Source organism: Embleya sp. NPDC005575 (genome assembly GCF_040605455.1).
In the GTDB taxonomy this organism is placed as follows: Bacteria; Actinomycetota; Actinomycetes; order Streptomycetales; family Streptomycetaceae; genus Embleya.
Window position 1 is genome coordinate 40,145 of the sequence record NZ_JBEXCV010000037.1, and the last position, 22,510, is coordinate 62,654.

Annotated in this window: 23 protein-coding genes; 18 read left to right on the top strand and 5 right to left on the bottom strand. The window is 72.2% G+C overall.

All coding sequences use genetic code 11. The annotated features are described in order from the left end of the window. Window positions 1–66: 66 nt before the first annotated feature. The 5 genes from ABZS54_RS15480 (at window position 67) to ABZS54_RS15500 (ending at window position 5,533) form a co-directional block, all read left to right on the top strand. Window positions 67–1,017 (top strand): ABC transporter ATP-binding protein, encoded by a 951-nt coding sequence (locus tag ABZS54_RS15480; RefSeq protein WP_355535028.1) that lies wholly within the window; start codon window positions 67–69, stop codon window positions 1,015–1,017. After that, window positions 1,014–1,742, top strand: coding sequence for an ABC transporter permease (locus tag ABZS54_RS15485; protein ID WP_355535030.1), 729 nt, complete (start codon window positions 1,014–1,016; stop codon window positions 1,740–1,742). Before ABZS54_RS15480 ends, ABZS54_RS15485 begins: the two co-directional genes overlap by 4 nt. Window positions 1,743–1,788: 46 nt before the next feature. Beyond that, the gene (locus ABZS54_RS15490; protein WP_355535032.1) at window positions 1,789–2,997 is read left to right on the top strand and encodes a sensor histidine kinase; all 1,209 of its coding nucleotides are present in this window, start codon (window positions 1,789–1,791) and stop codon (window positions 2,995–2,997) included. A 10-nt stretch (window positions 2,998–3,007) separates the two neighbouring features. Further along, window positions 3,008–3,613 (top strand): response regulator transcription factor, encoded by a 606-nt coding sequence (locus tag ABZS54_RS15495; protein ID WP_355535034.1) that lies wholly within the window; start codon window positions 3,008–3,010, stop codon window positions 3,611–3,613. Window positions 3,614–3,913: 300 nt separating this feature from the next. Continuing rightward, window positions 3,914–5,533, top strand: coding sequence for a cellulose binding domain-containing protein (locus ABZS54_RS15500; protein ID WP_355535036.1), 1,620 nt, complete (start codon window positions 3,914–3,916; stop codon window positions 5,531–5,533). A gap of 63 nt (window positions 5,534–5,596) precedes the next feature. Here the strand turns inward: ABZS54_RS15500 and ABZS54_RS15505 are convergent, their stop codons facing one another. Continuing rightward, a complete protein-coding gene (locus tag ABZS54_RS15505; RefSeq protein ID WP_355535038.1) occupies window positions 5,597–6,436 on the bottom strand; it encodes a transglutaminase-like domain-containing protein in 840 nt (279 codons plus the stop codon). Next, the gene (locus ABZS54_RS15510) at window positions 6,433–7,374 is read right to left on the bottom strand and encodes a GNAT family N-acetyltransferase (protein ID WP_355535040.1); all 942 of its coding nucleotides are present in this window, start codon (window positions 7,372–7,374) and stop codon (window positions 6,433–6,435) included. The genes ABZS54_RS15505 and ABZS54_RS15510 overlap by 4 nt, the downstream gene beginning before the upstream one ends. Before the next feature lie 204 nt (window positions 7,375–7,578). On the opposite strand from ABZS54_RS15510, the gene fdxA reads away from it, so the two are divergent. From fdxA to ABZS54_RS15535, 5 genes are all read left to right on the top strand, one after another. Further along, window positions 7,579–7,905, top strand: coding sequence for a ferredoxin (gene fdxA, locus ABZS54_RS15515; protein WP_020556628.1), 327 nt, complete (start codon window positions 7,579–7,581; stop codon window positions 7,903–7,905). An 87-nt stretch (window positions 7,906–7,992) separates the two neighbouring features. Further along, on the top strand, window positions 7,993–9,075 hold the full coding sequence (gene dapC, locus ABZS54_RS15520; RefSeq protein WP_355535066.1) for a succinyldiaminopimelate transaminase: 1,083 nt from the start codon (window positions 7,993–7,995) through the stop codon (window positions 9,073–9,075). A gap of 89 nt (window positions 9,076–9,164) precedes the next feature. Further along, window positions 9,165–10,226: a succinyl-diaminopimelate desuccinylase gene (dapE, locus tag ABZS54_RS15525; protein WP_355535042.1), complete on the top strand. Its 1,062-nt coding sequence runs from the start codon at window positions 9,165–9,167 to the stop codon at window positions 10,224–10,226. A 75-nt stretch (window positions 10,227–10,301) separates the two neighbouring features. After that, window positions 10,302–11,084 (top strand): TIGR00730 family Rossman fold protein, encoded by a 783-nt coding sequence (locus ABZS54_RS15530; protein WP_355535043.1) that lies wholly within the window; start codon window positions 10,302–10,304, stop codon window positions 11,082–11,084. A gap of 96 nt (window positions 11,085–11,180) precedes the next feature. Beyond that, entirely contained in the window at window positions 11,181–12,590 is a 1,410-nt protein-coding gene (locus tag ABZS54_RS15535) for an alkaline phosphatase PhoX (protein WP_355535045.1), read from the top strand. Window positions 12,591–12,707: 117 nt separating this feature from the next. Here ABZS54_RS15535 and folP read toward each other — a convergent pair whose 3' ends face one another. Beyond that, a complete protein-coding gene (folP, locus tag ABZS54_RS15540) occupies window positions 12,708–13,520 on the bottom strand; it encodes a dihydropteroate synthase (RefSeq protein WP_355535068.1) in 813 nt (270 codons plus the stop codon). A 203-nt stretch (window positions 13,521–13,723) separates the two neighbouring features. Here folP and ABZS54_RS15545 point away from each other — a divergent pair, with 203 nt between their 5' ends. Continuing rightward, window positions 13,724–14,389 (top strand): DivIVA domain-containing protein, encoded by a 666-nt coding sequence (locus ABZS54_RS15545; RefSeq protein WP_355535047.1) that lies wholly within the window; start codon window positions 13,724–13,726, stop codon window positions 14,387–14,389. Then, on the top strand, window positions 14,386–14,964 hold the full coding sequence (locus ABZS54_RS15550) for a DNA-3-methyladenine glycosylase I (protein ID WP_355535049.1): 579 nt from the start codon (window positions 14,386–14,388) through the stop codon (window positions 14,962–14,964). The genes ABZS54_RS15545 and ABZS54_RS15550 overlap by 4 nt, the downstream gene beginning before the upstream one ends. Before the next feature lie 54 nt (window positions 14,965–15,018). Here ABZS54_RS15550 and ABZS54_RS15555 read toward each other — a convergent pair whose 3' ends face one another. Beyond that, entirely contained in the window at window positions 15,019–15,816 is a 798-nt protein-coding gene (locus tag ABZS54_RS15555; RefSeq protein WP_355535051.1) for an enoyl-CoA hydratase-related protein, read from the bottom strand. A 293-nt stretch (window positions 15,817–16,109) separates the two neighbouring features. Between ABZS54_RS15555 and ABZS54_RS15560 the strand changes: the two genes are divergently transcribed. After that, window positions 16,110–16,277 (top strand): DUF3117 domain-containing protein, encoded by a 168-nt coding sequence (locus ABZS54_RS15560; protein WP_078976897.1) that lies wholly within the window; start codon window positions 16,110–16,112, stop codon window positions 16,275–16,277. 138 nt (window positions 16,278–16,415) lie between these two features. On the opposite strand, the gene ABZS54_RS15565 is transcribed toward ABZS54_RS15560, so the two are convergent. Next, window positions 16,416–17,102, bottom strand: coding sequence for an O-methyltransferase (locus ABZS54_RS15565; RefSeq protein ID WP_355535053.1), 687 nt, complete (start codon window positions 17,100–17,102; stop codon window positions 16,416–16,418). A gap of 325 nt (window positions 17,103–17,427) precedes the next feature. On the opposite strand from ABZS54_RS15565, the gene sigE reads away from it, so the two are divergent. From sigE to ABZS54_RS15590, 5 genes are all read left to right on the top strand, one after another. Beyond that, window positions 17,428–18,045, top strand: a complete 618-nt coding sequence (gene sigE / locus ABZS54_RS15570) for an RNA polymerase sigma factor SigE (protein ID WP_355535070.1) — start codon at window positions 17,428–17,430, stop codon at window positions 18,043–18,045. 104 nt (window positions 18,046–18,149) lie between these two features. Further along, window positions 18,150–18,770, top strand: coding sequence for an anti-sigma factor (locus tag ABZS54_RS15575; RefSeq protein WP_355535055.1), 621 nt, complete (start codon window positions 18,150–18,152; stop codon window positions 18,768–18,770). Window positions 18,771–19,038: 268 nt separating this feature from the next. Next, window positions 19,039–20,916: a trypsin-like peptidase domain-containing protein gene (locus ABZS54_RS15580; RefSeq protein ID WP_355535056.1), complete on the top strand. Its 1,878-nt coding sequence runs from the start codon at window positions 19,039–19,041 to the stop codon at window positions 20,914–20,916. A 164-nt stretch (window positions 20,917–21,080) separates the two neighbouring features. Beyond that, complete coding sequence (locus tag ABZS54_RS15585) at window positions 21,081–21,518, top strand: sec-independent translocase (protein WP_355535058.1); 438 nt, start codon at window positions 21,081–21,083, stop codon at window positions 21,516–21,518. A 282-nt stretch (window positions 21,519–21,800) separates the two neighbouring features. Further along, entirely contained in the window at window positions 21,801–22,445 is a 645-nt protein-coding gene (locus ABZS54_RS15590; protein WP_355535060.1) for a hypothetical protein, read from the top strand. Window positions 22,446–22,510 lie beyond the last annotated feature (65 nt).

The following is a 22,510-nucleotide window of genomic DNA, read 5'->3' on the forward strand; positions in this document are numbered from 1 at the left end:
TCTGTCATGGCGCGATCAGGAGGTTTCCCACTTCACCGTGTTGGCGCCCGCCGCCACCCTGGATCCATGACGATCACGGCTGGAAAACAGACGACCGCGCCGGCCGTCGCGCTCAGCGGTGTGCGCAAGAGCTTCGGCGATCTGCGCGCCGTGGACGGGCTCGATCTGCAACTGCACCAGGGCGAGACGGTCGCACTGCTGGGCCCCAACGGTGCCGGCAAGTCCACCGCATTGGACCTGCTGCTGGGCCTGACCCGGCCCACCGAGGGCACCGTCGCGTTGTTCGGCGGCGACCCGCGCGACGCGATCCGGCTGGGCCGGGTCGGCGCGATGTTGCAGAGCGGCGGCCTGATGCCGGACGTGACCGTCGGCGAGATGGTCGAGCTGGCCCGCGACCTGCACCCGCGCCCGTTGCCGCAGGCGGAGGTGCTGCGTCGGGCAGGCATCGAGGATCTGGTCGGCAAGAACGTCGCCAAGCTCTCCGGTGGGCAGGCCCAGCGGGTGCGCTTCGCGGTCGCCATCGCGGGCGAGGTGGACCTGATCGTCCTGGACGAACCCACCACCGGCATGGATGTGGACAGCCGGCAGCGGTTCTGGGGGAGCATGCGCGAGCAGGCCGAGTTGGGCCGCACCGTGCTGTTCGCGACGCACTACCTGGAAGAGGCGGACAACGTCGCCGACCGGGTGCTCGTGCTGCACCGCGGCAAACTGCTCGCCGACGCGAGCGCCGCGCAGATCAAGGCTCGCGCGGGCCTGCGCCGGATCGCCTTCGACCTGACCGAGACGGTCGAGCGGCTCGAATCCACCCTGCGCGCGCTGCCCGGCGTCGTGCAGCTCGAACTCGGCGGCGACACCGTGCGCATTCGCAGCGACGACGCCGACGAGACGGTCGCCGCGATCTACGCCGCAGGCCTTCGGCCGCGCGGCCTGGAAGTGGCCGGACTCGGCCTGGAGCAGGCGTTCCTGGCGATCACCCAGCAGGCGGACGAGGCGGAAGGCATGGAGATCGCGTCATGAGGACCCTGATGAGGCTGGAGATCCTGCGGATGCTGCGCAACCGCCGGTACCTGATCTTCACGCTCGCCTACCCGGTCGCGATGTACCTGATCTTCGGCAGCCAGTCGGGTGATGTCGACGGCACCGACGTCGCCGCCTACATCATGGTGTCGATGGCCTCCTTCGGCGCGGTCGGTGCGACGCTCAGCGCGGGTGTGCAGCGGATCGCGGCGGAGCGGCAGAGCGGCTGGACCCGCCAGCTGCGGCTGACCACGCTGACCGGGCGGCAGTACGTGATCTCCAAGCTCGCGTCGGCGGCGGTGGTCAGCCTGCCCGCGATCGTGCTGGTGCTGTTCACCGGTTTCCTGCGTGGCGTGCGGCTGGATCCGTGGCAGTGGGGCGTGCTCGTGATCGCGCTGTGGTTCGGCTCGTTCGTCTTCGCGGTGCTGGGGATCGGGCTGGGCTATCTGGTCGCGCCCGACTCCGCCCAGCCGGTGTTCATGCTGGTCTACCTGGGCATGGCGGTGCTCGGTGGGATGTGGGTCCCGTTGACCGGGTTTCCGCAACTCCTCCAGGACATCGGGCATGTGATGCCGACCTACCGGTTCGGCGAACTCGGTTGGGAGGTGCTGGCCGGCCGGCATCCCCGGATGTCGGACATCGCGATCCTGGCGCTGTATCTGGTCGCGTTCACCGCGTTGGCGGCGTGGCGCTACCGTCGCGACGAGCAAAAGGTCGCGGCCTGAGCGGGATCGCGCGGCCCGGGATCTCGTCCACGGAGGAGCACACGGCATGAACTGGTCGGACCCGACGCGGCAGGACAGCGCGCGAGGGCGGGCGATCCGGATGTCGTGGTCGTTGTTGTGGCTGTTCTTCCTCACCCCGGTCGTGCACGACCTGGCGACCGGGGGCTACGGCCCGGCGCGGCTGGTGCTCGGCTCGTTCGGGCTGCTGGTGGTGGTGGTCTGCTACGTCTCGCTGGTGTTCGGCGGGATCGGCTGGTTCGGCCTGCTCGGCCGGGTGCAGAGCGCACTGCGCCGGGTGCTGGACACCGATCGCACCCTGCAACTGACCTGCCTGCTGTTGTGGGCGACCTCGGTCGGGCTGATCCTGGCCTTCGACGACGAGTGGCTGGGTCTGATGGTCTACGTGTCGGTGTCGCTGGGCGCCGGGCTGCGCTTCCCGCAGTCGATGTGGGCGATCCTGGGCTGCGTGCTGACCGGGCTGGCCCTGGGCACGCTGCTGGACGCGGCCGGGAACGACATCCTGGTGCTCGCGTTCGTCACGGTGCTCACCGGCGGCCTGATGATCGGGATGCGCCGACTCATGGAGACGCTGGTCGAGTTGCGCGAGGCCCGGGAGATCGTGGCCCAGCTCTCCGCGAACGAGGAGCGCCTGCGGATGGCCCGCGACCTGCACGACGTGCTCGGCCACTCGTTGTCGCTGATCACGCTCAAGAGCGAACTCGCCGGCCGATTCCTGCCCGGGCACGTCGAGCGCGCGGCGGAACAGGTCGCGGACATCGAGCGGGTCAGTCGGCAGGCGCTCGTGGACGTGCGCGAGGCGGTCGGCGGCTATCGACGCCCGACCTTCGCGGTCGAGCTGGCGGGCGCCCGGATCGCGGCCCGGGCGGTGGGCATCGAACTGGCCCTGCTGCCCGAACAGTGGCCGGTGTGCCCCGACCCGGAAGCCGAGGCGGTGCTCGCGTGGGCGCTGCGCGAGGCGGTCACGAACACGATGCGGCACAGCGGCGCGCGGCGCTGCACGGTCACGCTGGGCACGGGGCTGGTGTGGAGCCTGGACATCGCGGACGACGGGCGCGGTGCGGCACGCTGCGAGGGAAACGGGCTGAGCGGGCTGCGTGAGCGGTTCGCGCTGGCCGGCGGCGACCTTCGGGTGGGTGTTCCCGACGAGGGCCGCGGGTTCAGATTGACCGCTTCGGTCCCGGTGCTTCCCGGTAAGGGCGACGTGGGGCAGATCGATCCCGGGGTGAACCGCTAACGTTCGGGCCGTGATCAACGTGCTGCTCGCCGAGGACCAGGCCATGGTGCGCGAGGCGCTGGCCGCGTTGCTCGGCCTGGAGGAGGACATTCGTGTCGTCGCCCAGGTCGCGCGCGGAGACGAGGTGCTTCAGGCGGTTCGCACCAGTGGCGCCGACGTGGCACTGCTGGACATCGAGATGCCCGGCCAGGACGGCCTCGCCGCCGCCGCCGAGCTGCGCCGGGCCGTACCCGGGTGCCGGATCGTCATGCTGACCACGTTCGGCCGGCCCGGCTATCTGCGCCGGGCGATGGAGCTGGGCGCGGACGCGTTCCTGGTCAAGGACGCGCCGGCGGCCCAACTGGCCGACGCCGTCCGGCGGGTGCTGCGCGGTGAGCGGGTGATCGACCCCACGCTCGCGGCGACCGCGCTCTCGGTGGGCGCCGATCCGCTGACCGAGCGCGAGCGCGACGTGCTGCGTGCGGCGGCCGACGGCTCGACGGTGTCCGAGATCGCCTCGCGGCTGCACCTGTCCGAGGGCACCGTGCGCAACCACCTGTCCTCGTGCATCGGCAAGACGCACGCCCGCAATCGGGCGGACGCGGTGCGCATCGCGCACGAGAACGGCTGGTTGTGAGCGGCGGCCCGCACCGCGACGCCCGGGACCCCGAACCCGCCCGATCCCGCCCGATCCCGAGGGTGAGCGGGACGAAGCGAAGTCGGGCGCAGCCTGCACACCCGGTCCGTGGGCATGCCACACCATGCCGTGATCCACGGCTCGTAGCCGGGGTTCGATACCCGAATCTCTCCTGTCGAGACAAAGGATCTTTCGTCTCGGTCGCCCGAACGGGTCGATGGGACACGGACCCGAAGGCCGGTAGAGTCCTCGTGCCCGGCGGCCGGAGTGCCGCCGGAGAGGATGTCGGAGGAAATGGGCATGGGGTCGCACCGGGCAAGCGGTCCCGAGCCGGGTGCCGGTCGTCCGCGCCGAGAGCGGATCCGCTGGGCCGCCGCCAGTGCCGCGCTCGCCGCGCTGCCCGCCGCGCTGGTCGTGGCCCTGTCCGGGGACTCGCCCGGGCGCGACCACGTGCTCAGCGCCGACTACGTCCGCACCGGTTCGTGGCCCACCGGGTACAGCGGTCAGTACGTCCTGCGCAACCTGGGCTCCGACACGGTCAAGGGCTGGACGCTGCGCTTCGACCTGCCGGGGGGCACCCGGATCGCCAACGTATGGAACGGCCGCCTGGCACCGGCCACGGGCAAGTACACGGTGCGCAACGAGAATTGGAACAAGGCGCTGCGCCCGGGCGAGAGCATCGTGGTCGGCTTCGAGGTGCGCCGGGACGGCGCCGGCGTGGCGACCGCGAACGAACCGGCCCGCTCCGACGGCCCGATCGCGTGCACGATCAACGACAGGCCGTGCAACGTGTCCGTCCCGACCGCGTCCGGCGACCGCTCGGCCACGGCCGGGCCGATCCCGCCGATCGGCCCGCGCGACGGCACCGAACGGCACACCGCCACGCCCGCGCCCACCCCCACCGGCACCGGCACCGGCCGGGCAGGCGCCTCCACGACCACGTCGCCGACCCCGAACGCGAGCGGAACCGGCGGCGGTGCCGCGCCGCGCTCGGGCGCGGTCGAACACATCGCGCCCTACCTGGACATGACGCTCGCCGGTGCGCTCGACCCCACCCGGGCGGGCTCGGTCGGCGAGGTGCGCGAGCGCACGCTGGCCTACGTCGTGGACGGTGGCGGCTGCCGGCCGATGTGGGGCGGGGTGACCCGACTCGACGACCCGGTGACCACCGGCCGGATCGCCTTGCTGCGTGATGCCGGTGGGACGATCCGGGTCGCCTTCGGCGGCGCCGGCGGCACCGATCTCGCCGCGTCCTGCGGCACGCCCGAGGAACTGGCGTCCGCCTACCGGCAGGTCCTGACCGCGACCGGGGCGACCGGGATGGACCTGGACATCGAGGGCCGCTCGCTGGTGCGCCCCGACGTGGTCCAGCGGCGCAACGCGGCGCTGTACCTGCTCCAGGAGGGCGCCCGGGCAGCCGGCCGGGCCGTGGACATCGGGTACTCGCTGCCGGTGGACCCGCTCCAGGGGCTGGGCGACGAGGCCAAGGCGCTGCTGCGGGACGCCGTCGCGCAGCGGGTCGAGGTCTCCTACGTCAACGTCAAGGCGCTGAACTACGGCGCCGCGGTGGCCCCGCGACCGCAGGGCCGGATGGGCCAGTTCGCGAGCGACGCCGCACATGCCGTGCAGGGGCAGATCCGTGAGGTGTGGCCGCACCTGTCCGAGGAGCAGGCCTGGCGGCGGGTGTCGGTGACGGTGATGATCGGCCGCAACGACGTCGCGGGTGAGGTGTTCACACTCGAGGACGCGCGCAGGTTCGCCGAGTTTGCCCGGACGGTGCACCTGGGCCGGGTCGCGTGGTGGTCCGCCGCGCGGGACCGGCCGTGCCCCGACGGCTCCGACGCCGAGGCGGGCGCCGACCCCACATGCAGCGGGATCGCCCAGGACGCCGACGCGTTCCTGCGCATCCTGAGCGGCTGAGTCCCGGCGTCGAAGCCGGTCGAGAGCGCGGTTGTCCGCCGCACCCGGGCCCGCTGCCGGGGCTCAGTTCAGCCGTGCCCGGGCGGCCTTGGCCTCGGCCAGCACACCCTCGGCGACCTTCGGGTCGATTCGCTCGACGAGTTCGGCGTACTCCTCCAACTGCCGGGCCCCGGCCGCGAACTGGCCGGTCTTGGCGAGCAGCGAGCCGCGCTCGTGGCGCAGCGCCGCCGGATGGCGCGGCAGCAGCAGGGACAGCTCGACCGCCCACAGCCGGGTCCAGGCGCCCTCGATGCCGCGCTCGGGCTGGGCGGCCCACGCGCGGATGTTGTTGAGCACCCGGAGCAGGATCGCGGTCGGTCGGGCCGGCTGCAAAAGCGCCGGATCGCCCGCCTGGTCGCCCGCCTCCGCGGCCAGCCTGCGGGCCCGCGACACCGACAGCGGCACCCCGCCGTGGAACGGGTCGGCCAGCTCGAACGCGCCGTCCGGATCGCCGATCCCGACCACGAAATGTCCTGGCAACGCGACGCCGTACACCGGCAGCCCGGCCCGTCGGCCCACCTCGATCCACACCACCGACAACAGGATCGGCAGTCCGCGTCGCCGGCGCAGCACCTCGTGCAGCAGCGACGAGCGCAGATCGGCGTAGTCCGACTGCTGCCCGAAGAAGCGGGCCCGACCGCCGAGCACGAGCGCGAGCGCCGCTGCGGCCCGCGCCGGGTCGTACTCGGGACCCGCCTCGGCCCGCACGGCCGCCGCGAGTCGGTCCAGCTCGGCGGTGCCGGCGGCCGGGTCGAAGGTCGGATCGACCTCGACGCCCATCAGCAGTGCGGCCTCGGCCAGATCCACCTCGTCCGCCCGGACCACCGAGGCGAACCGGTCGCGTGGGTTCCCGGGGACGCTCACGGGCGTGCGACCGGCGATCGGCGGTAGTGGTAACCGTGGTGGTCGGTGAAGCCGAGCGCGTCGTAGAGCTCGCGGGCCGGCCGGTTGTCCGATTCCACCTGGAGCCACCCGGTGACCGCGCCGCTCGCCAGCGCCCGATCGGTCAGCGCCCGGACGATCGCCCGGGCGTGGCCCTGCCTGCGATGCGCCGGGTCGACCTCCAGGGCGGCGAAGCCCGCGTACCGACCGAGCACGCACACGCGTCCGATCGCGATCGGCGCACCCGAGACCGGATCGCTCACGGTCGCGAACAGGGTGCCCGGCGGGCCCTGGAGCACGTGCCGCTCGGCGCCGCCGCCCGGGCGGCCCGCGACGTGGTGGTAGAGGGAGAGCCACGCGTCGGTGAGGGTGTCCTGCACCCGGACCGCACTCGCGTCCACGTCGTGCAGCACGTCCGCCGCGCGCACCAGTCGCCCGGTGCGCATCAGGGCATCGCCCTCCCCGAGCCATCCGGCCGCGTCGAGGAAGCGGTCGAACGGGTCGTCGTGCGCGACCTGGAACAGGGTCGGCAATCGGCGTTTCTCATACCAGCGATTCACTCGATCGAGTGCCTCCTGGAACGGGACGCCGGGCTCGCCCAGGACCAGCACCGAGTTGGCCCGTCGGGTGAACCCCTCGGCCGCGCGCAGCAGCCATTCGCCGAACGTGGCGACCTCCGGCGCGGGCCAGGACCGGCTGGCCACGTCCTGCAATCGGGCCGGGGTGAGCCGCTGCACGGGCGGTGGGACCACCTTGGCGGCCACGATGCTCGCTTCGGCCACCCGGGCGATGCTGCCGTCCTTGCGGGTGATTGTCAGCACACCGTCGCGCCAGTCCACGAGGTCCCCCACGACGTCCGTGTAGGTCGCTCCGGAGTCCTCGGGCGGCAGCTCGCGGCGCACCGACACGCGTCTGCCCACATCCCGTGGTGTGATCCTCTTCACCTGTCCGGCTTCCCCGATCCGTGCTGACCTCGTCCGCCCACGTCTGCTGACGTGTTCCCGGCCCACAGGTAAGGGCCACCTGCTAGGAGTAGGCCCCGGCCCACCGCGATACTAGTTGTGGGCACCGACGTTGCCGCGCTCCCGCGCACCCTGTACCGCCCGCATGAGGAGGAACCCGACGTGACCTACGTCATCGCGCAGCCCTGCGTCGACCTGAAGGACAAGGCATGCATCGAGGAGTGCCCCGTCGACTGCATCTACGAGGGTGAGCGTGCGCTGTACATCCACCCCGACGAGTGCGTCGACTGTGGAGCCTGCGAGCCCGTCTGCCCGGTCGAGGCAATCTTCTACGAGGACGACACCCCGGAGCAGTGGAAGGACTACTACAAGGCGAATGTGGAGTTCTTCGACGACCTCGGTTCGCCGGGCGGCGCCTCGAAGATGGGCCTGATCGCCAAGGACCACCCGCTCATCGCCGCGCTGCCGCCGCAGGCGACCGGCGAGTAGAGCGACGTGACCGCTTCGCACAACGGTGCGGAAACGCCTACCGACCCCGCAGCCGCGCGGGGTCGGCGGGCGCGTCGCGTCACCGATCTGCTCCCCGTCTTCCCGTGGGACCGCCTCGAACCGTTCGGTGCGCGGGCGCGGGCCCACCCGGGCGGCGTGGTCGATCTTTCGGTGGGCACGCCCGTCGACCCCACCCCGGAGCTGATCCGGGACGCGCTGAGCGCGGCCGCCGACTCGCCCGGGTACCCGACCGTGTACGGCAGGCCCGAACTGCGCGAGTCGATCGCCGCGTGGCTGGTTCGCCGACTCGGGATATCCGGCGCGAACCCGGACGCGGTGCTGCCGGTGATCGGCACCAAGGAACTGGTCGCGGCGCTGCCCCATCAGCTCGGGCTCGGCCCGGGCGACACGGTCGCGCACCCGGCACTTGCCTACCCCACCTACGACGTGGGTGCGCGGCTGGCCGGAGCCACGCCGCTCGCGGTGGTGGACGGCACCCTGCCGGATCCCGCCGGCGTGCGGATGATCTGGTTGAACTCGCCGGGCAACCCGCACGGCGCGGTGCGCTCGGTCGAGGAACTGCGCGCGGTGGTCGAGTGGGCTCGCGCGCACGACATCCTGGTGGTGTCCGACGAGTGCTACATCGAGCTGTGCTGGGACGCCCGGGCGGTCTCGGTGCTGCACCCGGACGTGTGCGGTGGCTCGCACGAGGGGCTGTTGGCCCTGCACTCGCTGTCCAAGCGCAGCAACCTGGCCGGCTACCGTGCGGGCTTCGTCACCGGCGACCTCGCGGTGATCCGCGAACTGCTCGCGGTGCGCAAGCACGCGGGGCACATCGTGCCGGGTCCGGTGCAGGCGGCGATGACCGTCGCCTTCGCCGACGACGAACACGTCGCGGTGCAAAAGGCCCGCTATGCGGCCCGGCGCGCGGCGCTGCGCGGTGCGCTGGAGTCGGCCGGCTTCCGGATCGAGCACTCCCAGGCGAGCCTGTACCTGTGGACCACGCGCGACGAGGACTGCTGGGACACCGTGGCGTGGTTCGCCGAGCGCGGCATCCTGGTCGCGCCGGGCGACTTCTACGGCCCGCTGGGCAACCGGCACGTACGGATCGCGTTCACCGCGACCGACGAGCGGGTGGCGGCCGGCGTGGAGCGCCTCAAGAACGGATGAGCGGTAGCACGGGTGACCGGACCGGCGAGGCCCGAATTACCTGATGCATCGTCAGATATCGCGTCCCGGGACAGGGATAGGCTGCCGGCATGACCGTGAGGCTTGATCTGTCCCAGGACGCGGCGTCGCTCACCGCGCAGCTCGTCGACATCCCGTCCGTCAGTGGCGGCGAGCGTGTGCTCGCCGACGCGGTGGAGGAGGCGCTGCGCGCCCATCCGCACCTGACCGTCCACCGGGACGGCGATTCGGTGGTCGCGCGCACCGACCTCGGGCGGTCCGAACGCATCCTGATCGCGGGTCACCTGGACACCGTCCCGATCGCGGACAACCTGCCGTCCCGGATCGAGGGTCCGCTGATGTACGGCTGCGGCACGTCGGACATGAAGAGCGGCGTCGCGGTACAACTGCGTCTCGCCGCACACTTGGTCGAGCCCAATCGCGACGTCACCTACGTGTTCTACGACTGCGAGGAGATCGAGGCGTCCCGCAACGGGCTGCTGCGGCTGGCGAACACTCGTCCGGAGTGGCTCGTCGCCGACTTCGCGGTGCTGATGGAGCCGACCGGCGGCGCGGTCGAGGGCGGGTGCCAGGGCACGCTGCGGGTGCGGATCACCACGCTCGGTACCCGAGCACACTCGGCCCGCTCGTGGTTGGGCGACAACGCGATCCACGCCGCGGCGCCGATCCTGACCCGGTTGCAGGGCTACGAGGCGGCCAGGGTGGTGATCGACGGGCTCGAGTATCGCGAGGGGCTCAGCGCGGTCGGGATCGAGGGCGGCGTGGCGGGCAACGTGATCCCCGACGCGTGCACGGTGACGGTCAACTTCCGGTTCGCGCCCAACCGCAGTGTCGAGCAGGCGTTCGAGCACGTGCGGGAGGTGTTCGCCGGTTTCGACGTGGTGCTCACCGATGCGGCCGCGGGCGCGCTGCCCGGTCTGGACCGACCCGCCGCAGCGGCGTTCGTGGCGGCGATCGGGACCCCGCCGCGGGCCAAATTCGGCTGGACCGACGTGGCGCGGTTCTCCGCGATGGGCATCCCCGCGGTCAACTACGGGCCCGGCGACCCCAACCTCGCGCACAAGCGGGACGAGCACGTGGAGATCGCACTGATCGGGGACAGCGAGGAGCGGCTCCTGCACTGGCTTCGGTAACGAGCCGGCGCACCGTTCGCGGTGGTTCCCGGTAAATCCGATCACCCGTTGCCCCCGGCGTGACAGGGTGGCCGGATGGATGCGCGATTCGCTCCGGAGGAGCCACCCGAGTTCGCCTCGCCCAGTGAGGTCGAGGAACAGCATCCCGGCATGGGGCACCTCGGTACCGAGGCGTGGCGCGTGCTGCGGATCCAGACCGAGTTCGTGGACGGGTTCGGCATGCTCGCCGACCTCGGCCGGGCGGTGAGCGTGTTCGGATCCGCCCGGACCAAACCGGGGTCGCCCGAGTACCGGATCGGCGAGCGGGTCGGCCGGGCGCTGGCCGAGGCCGGTTACGCGGTGATCACCGGCGGCGGCCCGGGCGCGATGGAGGCGGCGAACAAGGGCGCCCGGGACGCGGGCGGGCAGTCCGTGGGCGTGGGCATCAAGCTCCCGTTCGAGTCCGGGCTCAACCCGTACGTGGACCGGGGCATCACCTTCAGGTACTTCTTCGCGCGCAAGACGATGTTCGTCAAGTACGCGCAGGGCTTCATCGTGCTGCCCGGCGGGATCGGCACGCTGGACGAGTTGTTCGAGGCGCTGACCCTGGTCCAGACCGGCAAGGTCACCCACTTCCCCGTGGTGCTGATCGGCCGCGACTACTGGACCGGCCTGATCGACTGGGTTCGTGACGTGGTGATCGCCCAGGGCAAGGCGTCGCCGGCCGACCTGGACCTGATCCGGATCACCGACGACGTGGACGAGGCCGTGCGCATCATCCGCGACGCCGACCTGGAGTGCTCCAAGATCGAGGCCGAGTCCCGCGCGGACAAGGCCGCGGCGGAACGCCGCGCCGGTGGCGGAGCAATTGCCACCTGACGGGCATTCGGGCGCCCCGTCGCGTTCACTTGGGGGACATCGACGGGCGAAAGCGTAGGGGCGTCCCGATTTTCTGCCTGTCACTGGAGAAACCAGATGTCGCTGTCCCGCAGGGGCTTCCTCGGTCGCACCGCCACCACCGGTGCCGGTGTCGCCCTCATCGGCAGCACCGGCATGCTGCTGGCCCCGAACGCCTCGGCCTCGTCCCGGCACAACGGGAACGGCCGGCCGCCGGCCCAGCCCGGCTACGGTGCGCTGATCAACGACCCCGCCGGGCGCTTGGCGCTGCCCAAGGGTTTCTCGTACCAGATCGTCACCGAGGCCGGTGTCACCAAGCTGGAGTCGGGCGAGGTGACCCCCAGCAACCACGACGGCACCGGCGCCTTCAAGCTGCGCGGCGGCGGCACCGTCCTGGTCAACAACCACGAGCTCGGCGGTTCGCTCAAGGACACCCCGCTCCCGGTCCCGCACCTGGCGGGTCTGGTCTACGACGAGGGTCTCGCCGGCGGCTGCACGGTGGTCGAGGTGAACCGTTACGGCAGGCGCATCCGCGAGTACGTCGGCGTGGCCGGCACCGCGACCAACTGCGCGGGCGGGGTGACCCCGTGGGACACCTGGCTGACCTGTGAGGAGACCGAGCAGCTGGCCGGTCAGGGCAGCGCGACCAAGGACCACGGCTACGTGTTCGAGGTCGACCCCTACGACCGCCGTGCCAACCGCGACCCGAAGCCGATCAAGGCGCTCGGCCGGTTCGCCCACGAGGCGGTCGCGGTCGACCCGCGTCGCGGTCACCTGTACCTGACCGAGGACGCGAGCAACCCGAACGGGCTGTTCTACCGCTGGGAGCCCCCGCGCCACTGGGACGGCGGCCGCGGCCGACTGCGCAAGCTGGCCGACGACGCGGGCACCCTCGCGGCGATGCGTTGCGTGGACGCGAGCGGCACGCACGTGGACGACCTCTCCCGCGCGACCGAGATCGGCACCACCTACGCGGTGAACTGGGTGACGGTGCAGGAGCGCGACGCCCGCACGGTATCCATCCGCAAGCAGTTCCAGAACACCGACATCACCCGCGGTCGCAAGATCGAGGGCATCTGGTGGGGCGACGGCGGCGCGTACGTCGTCACCAGCTTCGCCCGCAAGGAGAGCCCGGGCACGCCGCACGACGGCCAGATCTGGTTCTACGACCCGCGTCGGGCCCGGCTGACCCTGAAGCTGCGCTTCGGCGTCAACGCCACGCCGGACGTGGACGGTCCCTACGACGGCCCGGACAACATCAGCGTCTCGCCGCACGGCGGCGTGATCATCGCCGAGGACGGCGAGGGTGTGCAGCACCTGCTCGGCGCGACCGAGGACGGCAAGACCTACCCGATCGCCCGCAACGACGTCCCCGGCGGCAGCGAGCTGACCGGCCCGGTCTTCTCCGAGGACGGCCGCACGCTGTTCGCGAACGTGCAGACCCCGGGCACGATGTACGCGATCCAGGGCCCCTGGAAGCGTTGCTGATCAGCTGATCCGCCGGCTGCGGTCGGAGCCACTCTTCGGCGCCCGCGCCCACCTCCTCGGTGGGCGCGGGCGCCGAAAGACGTTCTCAGGGGGCCGCGCGGCGGCCCCGCGGGCCGGTCAGGCCAGGGCGCGCCGGGCCACCGCGGGCTGTCGGGTGCCGTGGATCGAGGACACCATGTCCAGCACCTGACGGGTCTCCTCCACCTGGTGCGCGCGGTACACCCGGGCACCCAGCCACGCGCTGACCGCGGTGGTGGCGAGCGTGCCGAGCAGGCGCTCGTTCACCGGCTTGTCCAGCGTCTCGCCGACGAAGTCCTTGTTGGACAGCGACACCAGGACCGGCCAGCCGGTGTCCACCATCTCGCCGAGTCGGCGGGTCGCCTCCAGCGAGTGTCGGGTGTTCTTGCCGAAGTCGTGCCCGGGGTCGATCAGGATCGCGTCCCGGCGCACCCCCAGCCGCGCGGCGCGCTCGGCCAGTCCGACCGTGACGTCCAGGATGTCGGCCATCACGTCCACGTAGCCGATCCGGTGCGGCCGGGTGCGCGGCTGCGCGCGTCCGGCGTGCGTGCACACGATGCCCACGTCGTACTTGGCGGCCACCTCGGCGAGCATGGGGTCCACCCCGCCCCACGCGTCGTTCATCAGGTCCGCGCCCGCCTCGCAGACCGCCTCGGCCACCTCGTGCCGCCAGGTGTCGACGCTGATCACCACGTCGGGGTGGCGGCGACGGACCTCGGCCACGAACGACGCCGTGCGGCGGATCTCCTCCGCGACGTCCACCTCGGCCCCCGGACCGGCCTTGACACCCCCGATGTCCACGATCCCCGCGCCCTCGGCGACCGCGCGTTCGACCGCGTCCAGGGCCGGCCGATCGTCGAAAGTCGCACCCTTGTCGAAAAACGAGTCCGGTGTCCGGTTGATGATCGCCATGATCACCAACTCGTCGCCACCGAACTCCTGTCGCCCCAGCCTCAGCGTCGTCACCCCGTCGACCTCCGCCCACACCCCGCACGTGCCACCTGACCCCCTGATCGTGGCACGATCGTCCCGTGTGACGACCCGGGGGCTTCCCGAAGCGGCTCGGAGCGGACACCCGTCCCAGCACCTGCACCACCGTCGAAGGGGAGCCGTCCGTGTTCTGGATCCAGCTTGTCGTGGTGACCGGGGTGATCCTCGTGATCGCCGCGGTCGTGCTCGGGGCGGGTGGCTCCCTTCCCGACGCCCACCGCGAACAGCCCGAGCTGCGGATGCCCGGCGACCGCCCGCTCACGAGCGCGGATGTCGACGACCTCCGCTTCCCGGTGGTCTTTCGCGGCTACCGGATGAGCGAGGTCGACGTGGTCCTGGACCGGCTCACCGGCGAACTCGCGGCGCGCGACGCGCGCATCCTGGAGCTCGAGTACAAGATCAGCGGCACCACCCCGGCCGGACTCACCGTGTCCGTCCCGGGCGCCGCCGCCGCGGGTGCGAGCGCGCTCGGCGCCGGCCGGTTCGCCCCGCCGCCGCGCGCCACGGGCACCACGCTGTCCCTGGAGAAGCCGGACCGGGCCGCGTCGACCGCGGCCGACCCGGACGAGACCCGGCCCGCGAGCATCGCTGCGAGCGCGGACGCGGGTACGGACGACGTGCGCGAGTCGGTCACGGGCGAGGCCGACGCCCCGGTCGCCGCCGAGTCGACCGCCGAGTCGACCGCCGAGTCGACTGGTGAGCCGACTGGTGAGCCGACCGACGCCGCGGAAGCCTCGGCCGGCGACGACGCCACGCCGACCGCCGAGTCGAAGGGCGACCCGAAGCCGTGACCGTCATCGGCGGACCGGTCGCGGGACCGGATGGACTGCTGCGCTGCCCGTGGGGCGCGACCGGACCGGACGACTACCGGACCTACCACGACACCGAGTGGGGCGTCCCCGTACACGGCGAGGACCCGCTGTACGAACGCCTGTGCCTGGAGGCGTTCCAGTCCGGATTGTCCTGGCTGACCATCCTGCGCCGACGGGCCGGCTTCCGGGCGGCCTTCGCCGACTTCTCGATCGCCCGGGTGGCGCGCTTCGACGACGCGGACCGGATTCGGCTGCTCGCCGACGAGGGCATCATCCGCAATCGGGCCAAGATCGACGCCGCGATAGCCAACGCACACGCGGCGCAGGCCCTCCAGGGCGGTCTGGACGCGCTCGTATGGTCGTTCGCACCCTCCGGGCGCCGGAAGGCTCCCGCGGCCCTGTCGGACGTACCGGCGGTCACCGACGAGTCCACCGCGCTGGCCAAGGAACTCAAGCGCAGGGGTTTCCGGTTCGTCGGCCCGACCACGGCATACGCGCTGATGCAGGCATGCGGGTTGGTCAACGACCACCTCGCGGGCTGCGCGTCTCGCTGAGCATCGGGCACCGCCGCGGGATCGACCTCGCGCGGCGGTGCGCCGAGCCCGGGCTCAGCGGCCGACGAAGGTCGGCTTCTCCTTGGCGACGAACGCCGCGACCGCGATCCGGTGGTCCTCGGAGCCGCCCGCTCGCAGTTGCAGCTCCTCCTCCTTGGCCAGGGTGTCGATCAGCGAGTGGGATGCGCCGTAGGCCACCGACTCCTTGAGCGCGGCCAGCGCCACGGTCGGCCCCTCGGCGAGCCGGCGGGCCAGTTCGCGGGCCGTGTCGAGGACCCGATCGGCCGAAACCACCTGGTTGGCCAGGCCCAATTCGAGCGCCTCGGCCGCCTTGACCGTGCGCGGCAGCATCAGCAGCTCGACCGCGCGGGCCTGACCGACCAGGCGCGGTAGCGTCCAGGACGCGCCGGAGTCGGCGGTCAGCGCGACCCCCGCGAACGCGGTGTTGAAGCCGGCCGTGTCCGCCATGATCCGGAAGTCGCAGGCCCACGCGATCGCCGCGCCGGCCCCCGCCGCGACGCCGTTGACCGCGGCGATCACCGGCTTGGCCATCGTGGCGAGCGCGGTCACCAGCGGGTTGTAGTGCTCGCGCACGGTCGCGAAGGTGGCCTCCGGGCCGGTTTCCAGCTGCCGAATGTGCGCCTTGAGATCCTGACCGGCACAAAACGCCCGACCGCTGCCGGTCAGCAGCACCGCTCGCACGTCGGCGTCCTCGGCCGCGCGGAGCACCGCGTCGCGCAACGCGATCTTGGTCGGCTCGTCCAACGAGTTCATCGCGTCGGGACGGTTCAGCGTGACGGTCGCGACTCCGTCGGCGAGTTCGTAGAGCACATTCTCGGTCTTGTCGGCCATGGCCTGCCTCCGCATCACGTACATCACCGCAGGTGGGATGTGCACAGCATGCCGGACCGCCGCGCCGTGCCCCCGCCCGGCCCTGATGGACCGTCAGGTCATTCCCGAGTCGGTACCGAGCCGGGACGGACCACCTCATTCCGTCGCCGTACGGACGGGGTTCGCGAGGCCGACGGGACCCGATGTTGCTCACCCCACCGTTCGATGCGGGATAATGGTCCCTGATCAATGCTCTCGAAGACCGGTGGCCGGTTTGAGCACCGGTGCGTCGATATGCAGGAAGGGGAACGAGCATGGCGGCCATGAAGCCGCGGACGGGCGACGGCCCGCTCGAGGTGACCAAGGAAGGGCGGGGCATCGTCATGCGCGTTCCGCTTGAGGGCGGTGGACGGCTCGTAGTCGAGCTGTCGGCCGATGAGGCCGGTGCCCTGAGCGAGGCGCTGAAGAACGCCGTGGGCTGACCCCCAGGGGCGACGCCCTCGACGAAAGTCGTGATGCGACGGCCCCGATCCGGACATGGATACTCATGCCCGGATCGGGGCCGTCGGCATGTCCGGGCGCTCCCGGCGACGGCGCGCGACGGTGGCGACCGGTGGTGATCAGCCCCGGCGGGCCGCGCACAGCAGGCCGTCGCCGACCGGGAGCAGGGCCGGCACGAGCGACTCGTGCTCGCGGATCACCCGCAGCACGTCGCGCACGGCCGCGGTCTCCGCGTCCCGATGCGCCGGATCGGCCACCCGGTCGTGCAGGAGCGCGTTGTCGAAGCACACCACGCCACCGGGCCGCAGCAGGCGCAGCGCCTCGGCCAGATAGTCCACGTACTCCAGCCTGTCGCCGTCGCAGAACACCAGGTCGTAGCCGCCGTCGGCGAGCCGTGGCAGCACCTCCAGGGCGCGGCCCGGGATGAAGCGGGCGCGGCCGCTGGGGAAGCCGGCCTCGGTGAAGGTCTCCTTCGCCAGGCGCTGGTTCTCCGGGTCGGCGTCGACCGTGGTGAGCACGCCGTCGGGGCGCATGCCGCGCAACAGGTAGAGGCCGGAGACCCCGGTCCCGGTCCCGATCTCGGCGACCGCCTTGGCCTCCACGGCGGCCGCGAGGAAGCGCAGTGTGGCGCCGCCGCCCGGACCTATCGGGACCACGCCGACTTCCCGGGCGCGGGCGCGGGCGCCCGCGAGGACGGCGTCCTCGCCGACGTACTCTTCCGCGAACGCCCAGCTCGCCTGGCGATTGCCGGAAATGGCTTCCTCCTCTGTCCCGGCCGCCCGTACGCGTCTCGACGAGTCGGCCACCTGAGCTCAAGCGTATTACCGAGGGGTCACCCGCCCGGCCGGGGAGCGCCGCGCGAGTGCGCCCGAGCGCCGGAGCCGACCCGCCGTCGGGCGCCGGGCCGAAATCGGGGAACCCCGTCCGGGCGCGGTTCGTTGACCCCCTCGGAAGACAGGTGAACACGAGGCTCGTGGTCTCGCGGCACCGCAGGTGGGTCGGATCCGGGCTCGGCGCCCTTATCCGGGCTTAACAGTCAGGGCGCTTATGGTGGTTGCGCTACTCGGAAGAGGAGGTGTGGCAGTGGTCGACCACCGCGGGGAACAATCCTGTACCCGCGACGCGTCGCCGATGCCGGATCACGTGGCCGAAGCCGCAAACGCAACCAGCAGCCCAGCCCAGGCCGAATGGGTCCCGCCGTCGTGGGAGGACATCGTCCGCACCCACTCCGCTCGGGTCTATCGGCTCGCCTACCGCCTCAGCGGCAACCCGCACGACGCGGACGACATCACCCAAGAGGTGTTCGTCCGAGTGTTCCGATCGTTGTCGAGCTACACGCCCGGCACGTTCGAGGGTTGGCTGCACCGCATCACCACGAACCTTTTCCTCGACATGGTTCGGCGCCGTCAGCGCATCCGCTTCGAGGGTCTGGGCGACGACGCGGGCGAACGCCTCGCCGGTCGTGAGCTCTCACCCGCGCAGGCATACGACGACGCCCACCTGGACGCGGACGTCCAGCAGGCGCTGGATGCCCTCGCCCCGGAGTTCCGCGCCGCGGTCGTGCTGTGTGACATCGAGGGCCTGTCGTACGAGGAGATCGCCACCACGCTCGGAGTGAAACTCGGGACCGTGCGCAGCCGCATTCACCGCGGCCGGTCCCAGCTCCGTGCGGCGCTGCGGCATCGTGCTCCCCGGAACAAGGCAGGCCAGGAGACGGCTGCGGAGGTCCGGACCACGGTGCGGAGATGAGGGACCGTGACCAGTGAGCCCGGCGACCGCTTGGGCAGGGGGATAGTGAGTGCCACACGGGTGGGGCGCGCCGCGACCCGACGTAGGGCATGCGAGGTGGGGACATGAGCCACCTCGACGACAAGCTGGCTGCCTATGTGGACGGCGAGCTGGGCCATGAGGCCCGCGAGAAGGTGCTGGCGCACCTTGCCGAATGCGCGGACTGTCGCGTGGAGGCGGAGGAGCAGCGCCAGGTGAAACAACTGCTCGGCAAGGTGCGGCAGCCCGGTCCGTCGGATGACCTGATGGCACGGCTGTTGGCCCTGGGCGACTCCGCCCAGGAGCCGCCGGCGCCGCCCGCGTCGGGGGACCGCTTCACCTTTCCGACCGCCGGGCGACCGGCGGTCTCGGCACGTGCGCGCTCGCGCTCGACCGGTCCGCGGGCCGGCCGGCCCGGCAACATGCCCGAGCGGGTCCGCCCGCCGGTGAGCCGGCGTCGGCTGACGTTCGCCGCCGCGGGCGCGTTCTCGATGATGGCCGTCGCGCTGAGCAGCGCGTTCGTGCCGGGTGGGACGAGCGGTGGCACCGAGGGACGCCCCGCGGCGCCGGCCGTCGAGCGCTATCTCGTGGAGCAGGCCGCCACCACGACCGCACTGCCCGCGGGCTCGGCACCCCGACGCCCCGCGTTGGTGCTGGCCGGGAGGCCGCTGACGGTGCCGGTCCCGTCGGAGGACGCCCGGCACTAGGGCCTGGGCCCGGACTGTGCTCGCGCCGGCCGGTGGGTCGGCGCGGGAAGGCCGGCCCGGCCGCCGCGAGATCGGCGGAACGGTTCACCGTCGGTCGGCCCGGGTGTGCGGGGCCGCGTGCGGGGCACTTTCGGCCGGCCGCGCGTGCGGCGCGGCGGGGCGGGTATCCACTGCCGCCGGGACGGCACCGACCGGCACGCGCAAGACTGTGGCCGTGTCGGGGGAGCAGCAGGTGCCCGGCACACCGGGAGCGGTAGGAAGGCACACGATGAGCGACGCATACGGCCGCGGGGGAGCGGAGCCGCCGCGAGGCGACGACGCGCCGGCCGGGCCGGGACCGGATCACGACGCGGAGCCAGCGGCCTTCCCGTCCGGAGCACCGCCCTCGACGGCGGGTGCCCGGCGGGAGGACGAGCCCGAGCCGGGCCGATCCGCCGAACGGGCCGGGGCGGGGTCGGCCGTGGAGGCCGGGCCCCCGTCGCCGGTCGAGACACCGGTCGGAGCATCGACCGAGGTACCGTCCGAGCGTCCGGCCGAGCCCGGCCCCGAGGACGAACCCGCCGCGTTCCCGGCCCGGCCGTCGTTGGCCGACGCCGACCGCCCGGCGCCCTACGCGGCGGGCGAGGACGCCGGTGCCCGGAACACCGAGGTCGAGCACGCCGCCGAGCCCGCGCCGGCCGATCCGGCCGGTGAGCCGGCCGCGTTCGGGCCCCCGGTCCCGGATGTGCGGGAAGCGGTCACCGCCGAGGTGCCGGTGGTGCACGGCACCGCCGAACTCCCCAGCGCGGATGATCCCGCGTACGACCCCTTCGCGCCGCCCGCGCAGCCGCCCCCGCCCGCAGGGCCGCCGCCGCAGCAGCCGTGGCCGGGCGGGGCCGGCGCCTACAACACGCACCCCGGCGCGGGGCAACCCGGCTACGGGCCGTACGGGCCGTACCCCTCGTATGCCCCGCAGGCGGCCTACGCGCCCTATCAGGCCGTGCCGTACGGGTATCCGGTACCGGGAGACATGACCGGCGCCGGCGGGCCCACCGAGGACCTCGGCAGGCGCTACGGCCGCCGACTGGTGGTGTGGGCCGCGGCCATCGCGCTGGTGGCCGGCTTGATCGGCGGCGGCATCGGAGCCTGGGTCGCCGACCGGCAGGACACCAAGGTCCGACTCGGCGACCCGCCGCCCACCGGCCCGGCCCGAGGCAAGGACACCATCGCCGGGCTCGCGGGCAGCACGCTGCCCGGCGTGGTGTACATCCACGCCAAGACCGGCCGCGGCGAGGCCACCGGCACCGGCTTCGTGCTGGACACCGCCGGCGACATCCTGACCAACAACCACGTGGTCGAGTCGGCCGCGTCCGGCGGCACGATCACGGTGACCTTCAACGACGGCCAGCAGACCTCGGCGACCCTGGTCGGCCGGGACACCGGCTACGACCTCGCGGTGATCCGGGTGTCGGGCGTGCAGGGGTTGCACCCGCTGCCGCTGGGCAACTCCGACAGCGTCCAGGTCGGCGACCCGGTGATCGCCATCGGTGCGCCGTTCAACCTGGAGGGCACCGTCACCTCCGGGATCATCAGCGCCAAGGACCGGGCCGTGAGCGCGGGTGGTTCGGGCAGCGACGTTTCCTACATCAGCGCGTTGCAGACCGACGCGCCGATCAACCCCGGCAACTCCGGTGGACCGCTGATCGACGCGGCGGGCTCGGTGATCGGGATCAACTCGGCGATCCGCTCGGCCGGCGGTGGCGGGCAGGGCAATCCGTTCGGGGCGCAGCAGGAGGCGGGCAGCATCGGCCTCGGCTTCGCCATCCCGATCAACCAGGCGCGCCGCGTCGCGCAGCAGCTGATCGAGACCGGCAAGGCGTCGCACCCGGTGATCGGCGTCTCGTTGGACATCGCCTTCCAGGGCGACGGCGCGCGGATCGCGCCTTCCGACGTCAAGGGCACGCCGCCGATCCGGGCCGGGGGACCTGCCGAGCGGGCCGGGCTCAAGCCCGGCGACGTGATCAAGGCGATCGACGGTCGCAAGGTGCACGACGCCAACGAGTTGATCGTGGCGATCCGTTCCAAGGCGCCCGGTGCGGTGGTCAAGTTGACCATCGAACGGGACGGGACCGAGCGCACGGTCGACATGACCCTCGAAGCCGGATGACCCGGACATGACGTGCACATGTCCGGACGGTCACATCTTCCGGCGATAGGCACCATCGAGGCGTTCGATGCCGGCCGCGGCCTTCCGCTTCGGGTGTCGACGACTACTCTGAGGGGGTTCGGTCGCCCGATCGAACCCCCTCGGCGCAATCTCGTGGAGTTCAGGTGTTCGACGTCGGTGCACCCGAGATGGTCGCGCTCGTCATTCTCGCGATCGTGATCTTCGGCCCGGAGAAGCTGCCGAAGATGATCGGCGACGTGGCCCGCACCATTCGCAAGTTTCGCGAGTTCTCCTCCGGGGCCCGGGCGGATCTGAAGAAGGAACTCGGTCCGGAGTTCCAGAACATGCACCTGGAGGACCTCAACCCCAAGACGTTCGTCCGCAAGAACCTGATGGGTGACGGCGACGACGACCTGGGCATCCGCGAACTGCGCGACTCGCTCGGCAAGGACTTCGAGGAGATCAAGGGCCTGGCCAGTGGCAGCCCGTACGACCCGGACGTGCCGGACACCTCGTACAGCCCGCCGTCGCTGCAGAAGAAGGCCGCCGGCCCCCGGGTCGAGCCCGGCGAGCGCCCGCCGTACGACGCCGACGCGACCTGAGCCGCCGGCGGCGTCGAGGGTCCTTTCCCACGCGAGTTCGAGGGCCGCTCCGGACGCCGCCGATGCCCGCCGGCCGGCAGCCGTTCACGATGCGGGGCCGCGTGCGCATTCGGGCACTATGGAGCCCGTAGTACACGGGCAGTGTGTGGTTGGTGACTCGGCGGATACATGTACCGCACGGACGGTCCACCCGGAAGCAGCCGGGAAAGGTGGGCGCCGGACATGGCATTCCGAGGCAGCCGTCGGCGCCGTCGCGCCGCGCGAGAGGACCTGAGGCGGAGTATGGACACGATCAGCCACGCGGGCGAGGCGTTGCCCGCCGAAGAAACCGGCAAGCCCGACCTGCTGGCGGCATACCTGGGCGCGGACTTCGCCTGGTACGGCTTGGACGAGGGCTGGAACGGGCGGCGTTGGTTGTCGTCGGTGTGCAAGGGCAGGCCCGCGATCGAGTACGGCACGCTCGGCCACGGCGACCTGCCGAGCCGGCGACCCGGTGATCCGACACCGCGCCGGTTCGTGTCCGTGGTGACCGTCCCGCGGCGACCCAAGCGGCCGGCCGGGGATGGTACGGGACAGATGGAGGCCACCTCCAAGGCGAGCGCGGCGTCACTCGCAGGGGTGGCCTTGCTCGCGGAGAGTTGGCCGTGGCAGCTGGACCGGACCACCCGGGCGGAGTGGCTGGATCAGCAGACCAACATCGCGTGGGACCTGTCCGACAACCTGGCCGGATCCGGGTGGACCGACCTGGCCATCCCGGTGGACGGGGTGCCCGCGCGGTTCCGCTATCGGGAGTCGGCCTACGGCTGGGTGCTCGCGGGCGAGAGCGCGGGCGTCTACCTCGGGGTGTACGGCCGCGGCGCGAGCGCGTACGGCCTGGGCCTGTCCCGTGCGGTGGACCTGCGCACGTACGCGACGCCGGATTCGTGATCGCGCGGCGATGCCCCGGGGGCACGGGGGGGGCCGGCGGGGGGGGGGGCCGCGGGGCCCGCGGG

Excerpts from the sequence above, each read along its gene's own strand:
- ABZS54_RS15480 (WP_355535028.1), top strand. The coding sequence starts at position 67 with ATGACGATCACGGCTGGAAAACAGACGACCGCGCCGGCCGTCGCGCTC.
- ABZS54_RS15485 (WP_355535030.1), top strand. The coding sequence starts at position 1,014 with ATGAGGACCCTGATGAGGCTGGAGATCCTGCGGATGCTGCGCAACCGC.
- ABZS54_RS15490 (WP_355535032.1), top strand. The coding sequence starts at position 1,789 with ATGAACTGGTCGGACCCGACGCGGCAGGACAGCGCGCGAGGGCGGGCG.
- ABZS54_RS15500 (WP_355535036.1), top strand. The coding sequence starts at position 3,914 with ATGGGGTCGCACCGGGCAAGCGGTCCCGAGCCGGGTGCCGGTCGTCCG.
- dapE (WP_355535042.1), top strand. The coding sequence starts at position 9,165 with ATGACCGTGAGGCTTGATCTGTCCCAGGACGCGGCGTCGCTCACCGCG.
- ABZS54_RS15530 (WP_355535043.1), top strand. The coding sequence starts at position 10,302 with ATGGATGCGCGATTCGCTCCGGAGGAGCCACCCGAGTTCGCCTCGCCC.
- ABZS54_RS15535 (WP_355535045.1), top strand. The coding sequence starts at position 11,181 with ATGTCGCTGTCCCGCAGGGGCTTCCTCGGTCGCACCGCCACCACCGGT.
- folP (WP_355535068.1), bottom strand. The coding sequence starts at position 13,520 with ATGGCGATCATCAACCGGACACCGGACTCGTTTTTCGACAAGGGTGCG.
- ABZS54_RS15555 (WP_355535051.1), bottom strand. The coding sequence starts at position 15,816 with ATGGCCGACAAGACCGAGAATGTGCTCTACGAACTCGCCGACGGAGTC.
- ABZS54_RS15560 (WP_078976897.1), top strand. The coding sequence starts at position 16,110 with ATGGCGGCCATGAAGCCGCGGACGGGCGACGGCCCGCTCGAGGTGACC.
- sigE (WP_355535070.1), top strand. The coding sequence starts at position 17,428 with ATGCCGGATCACGTGGCCGAAGCCGCAAACGCAACCAGCAGCCCAGCC.
- ABZS54_RS15575 (WP_355535055.1), top strand. The coding sequence starts at position 18,150 with ATGAGCCACCTCGACGACAAGCTGGCTGCCTATGTGGACGGCGAGCTG.
- ABZS54_RS15580 (WP_355535056.1), top strand. The coding sequence starts at position 19,039 with ATGAGCGACGCATACGGCCGCGGGGGAGCGGAGCCGCCGCGAGGCGAC.
- ABZS54_RS15590 (WP_355535060.1), top strand. The coding sequence starts at position 21,801 with ATGGACACGATCAGCCACGCGGGCGAGGCGTTGCCCGCCGAAGAAACC.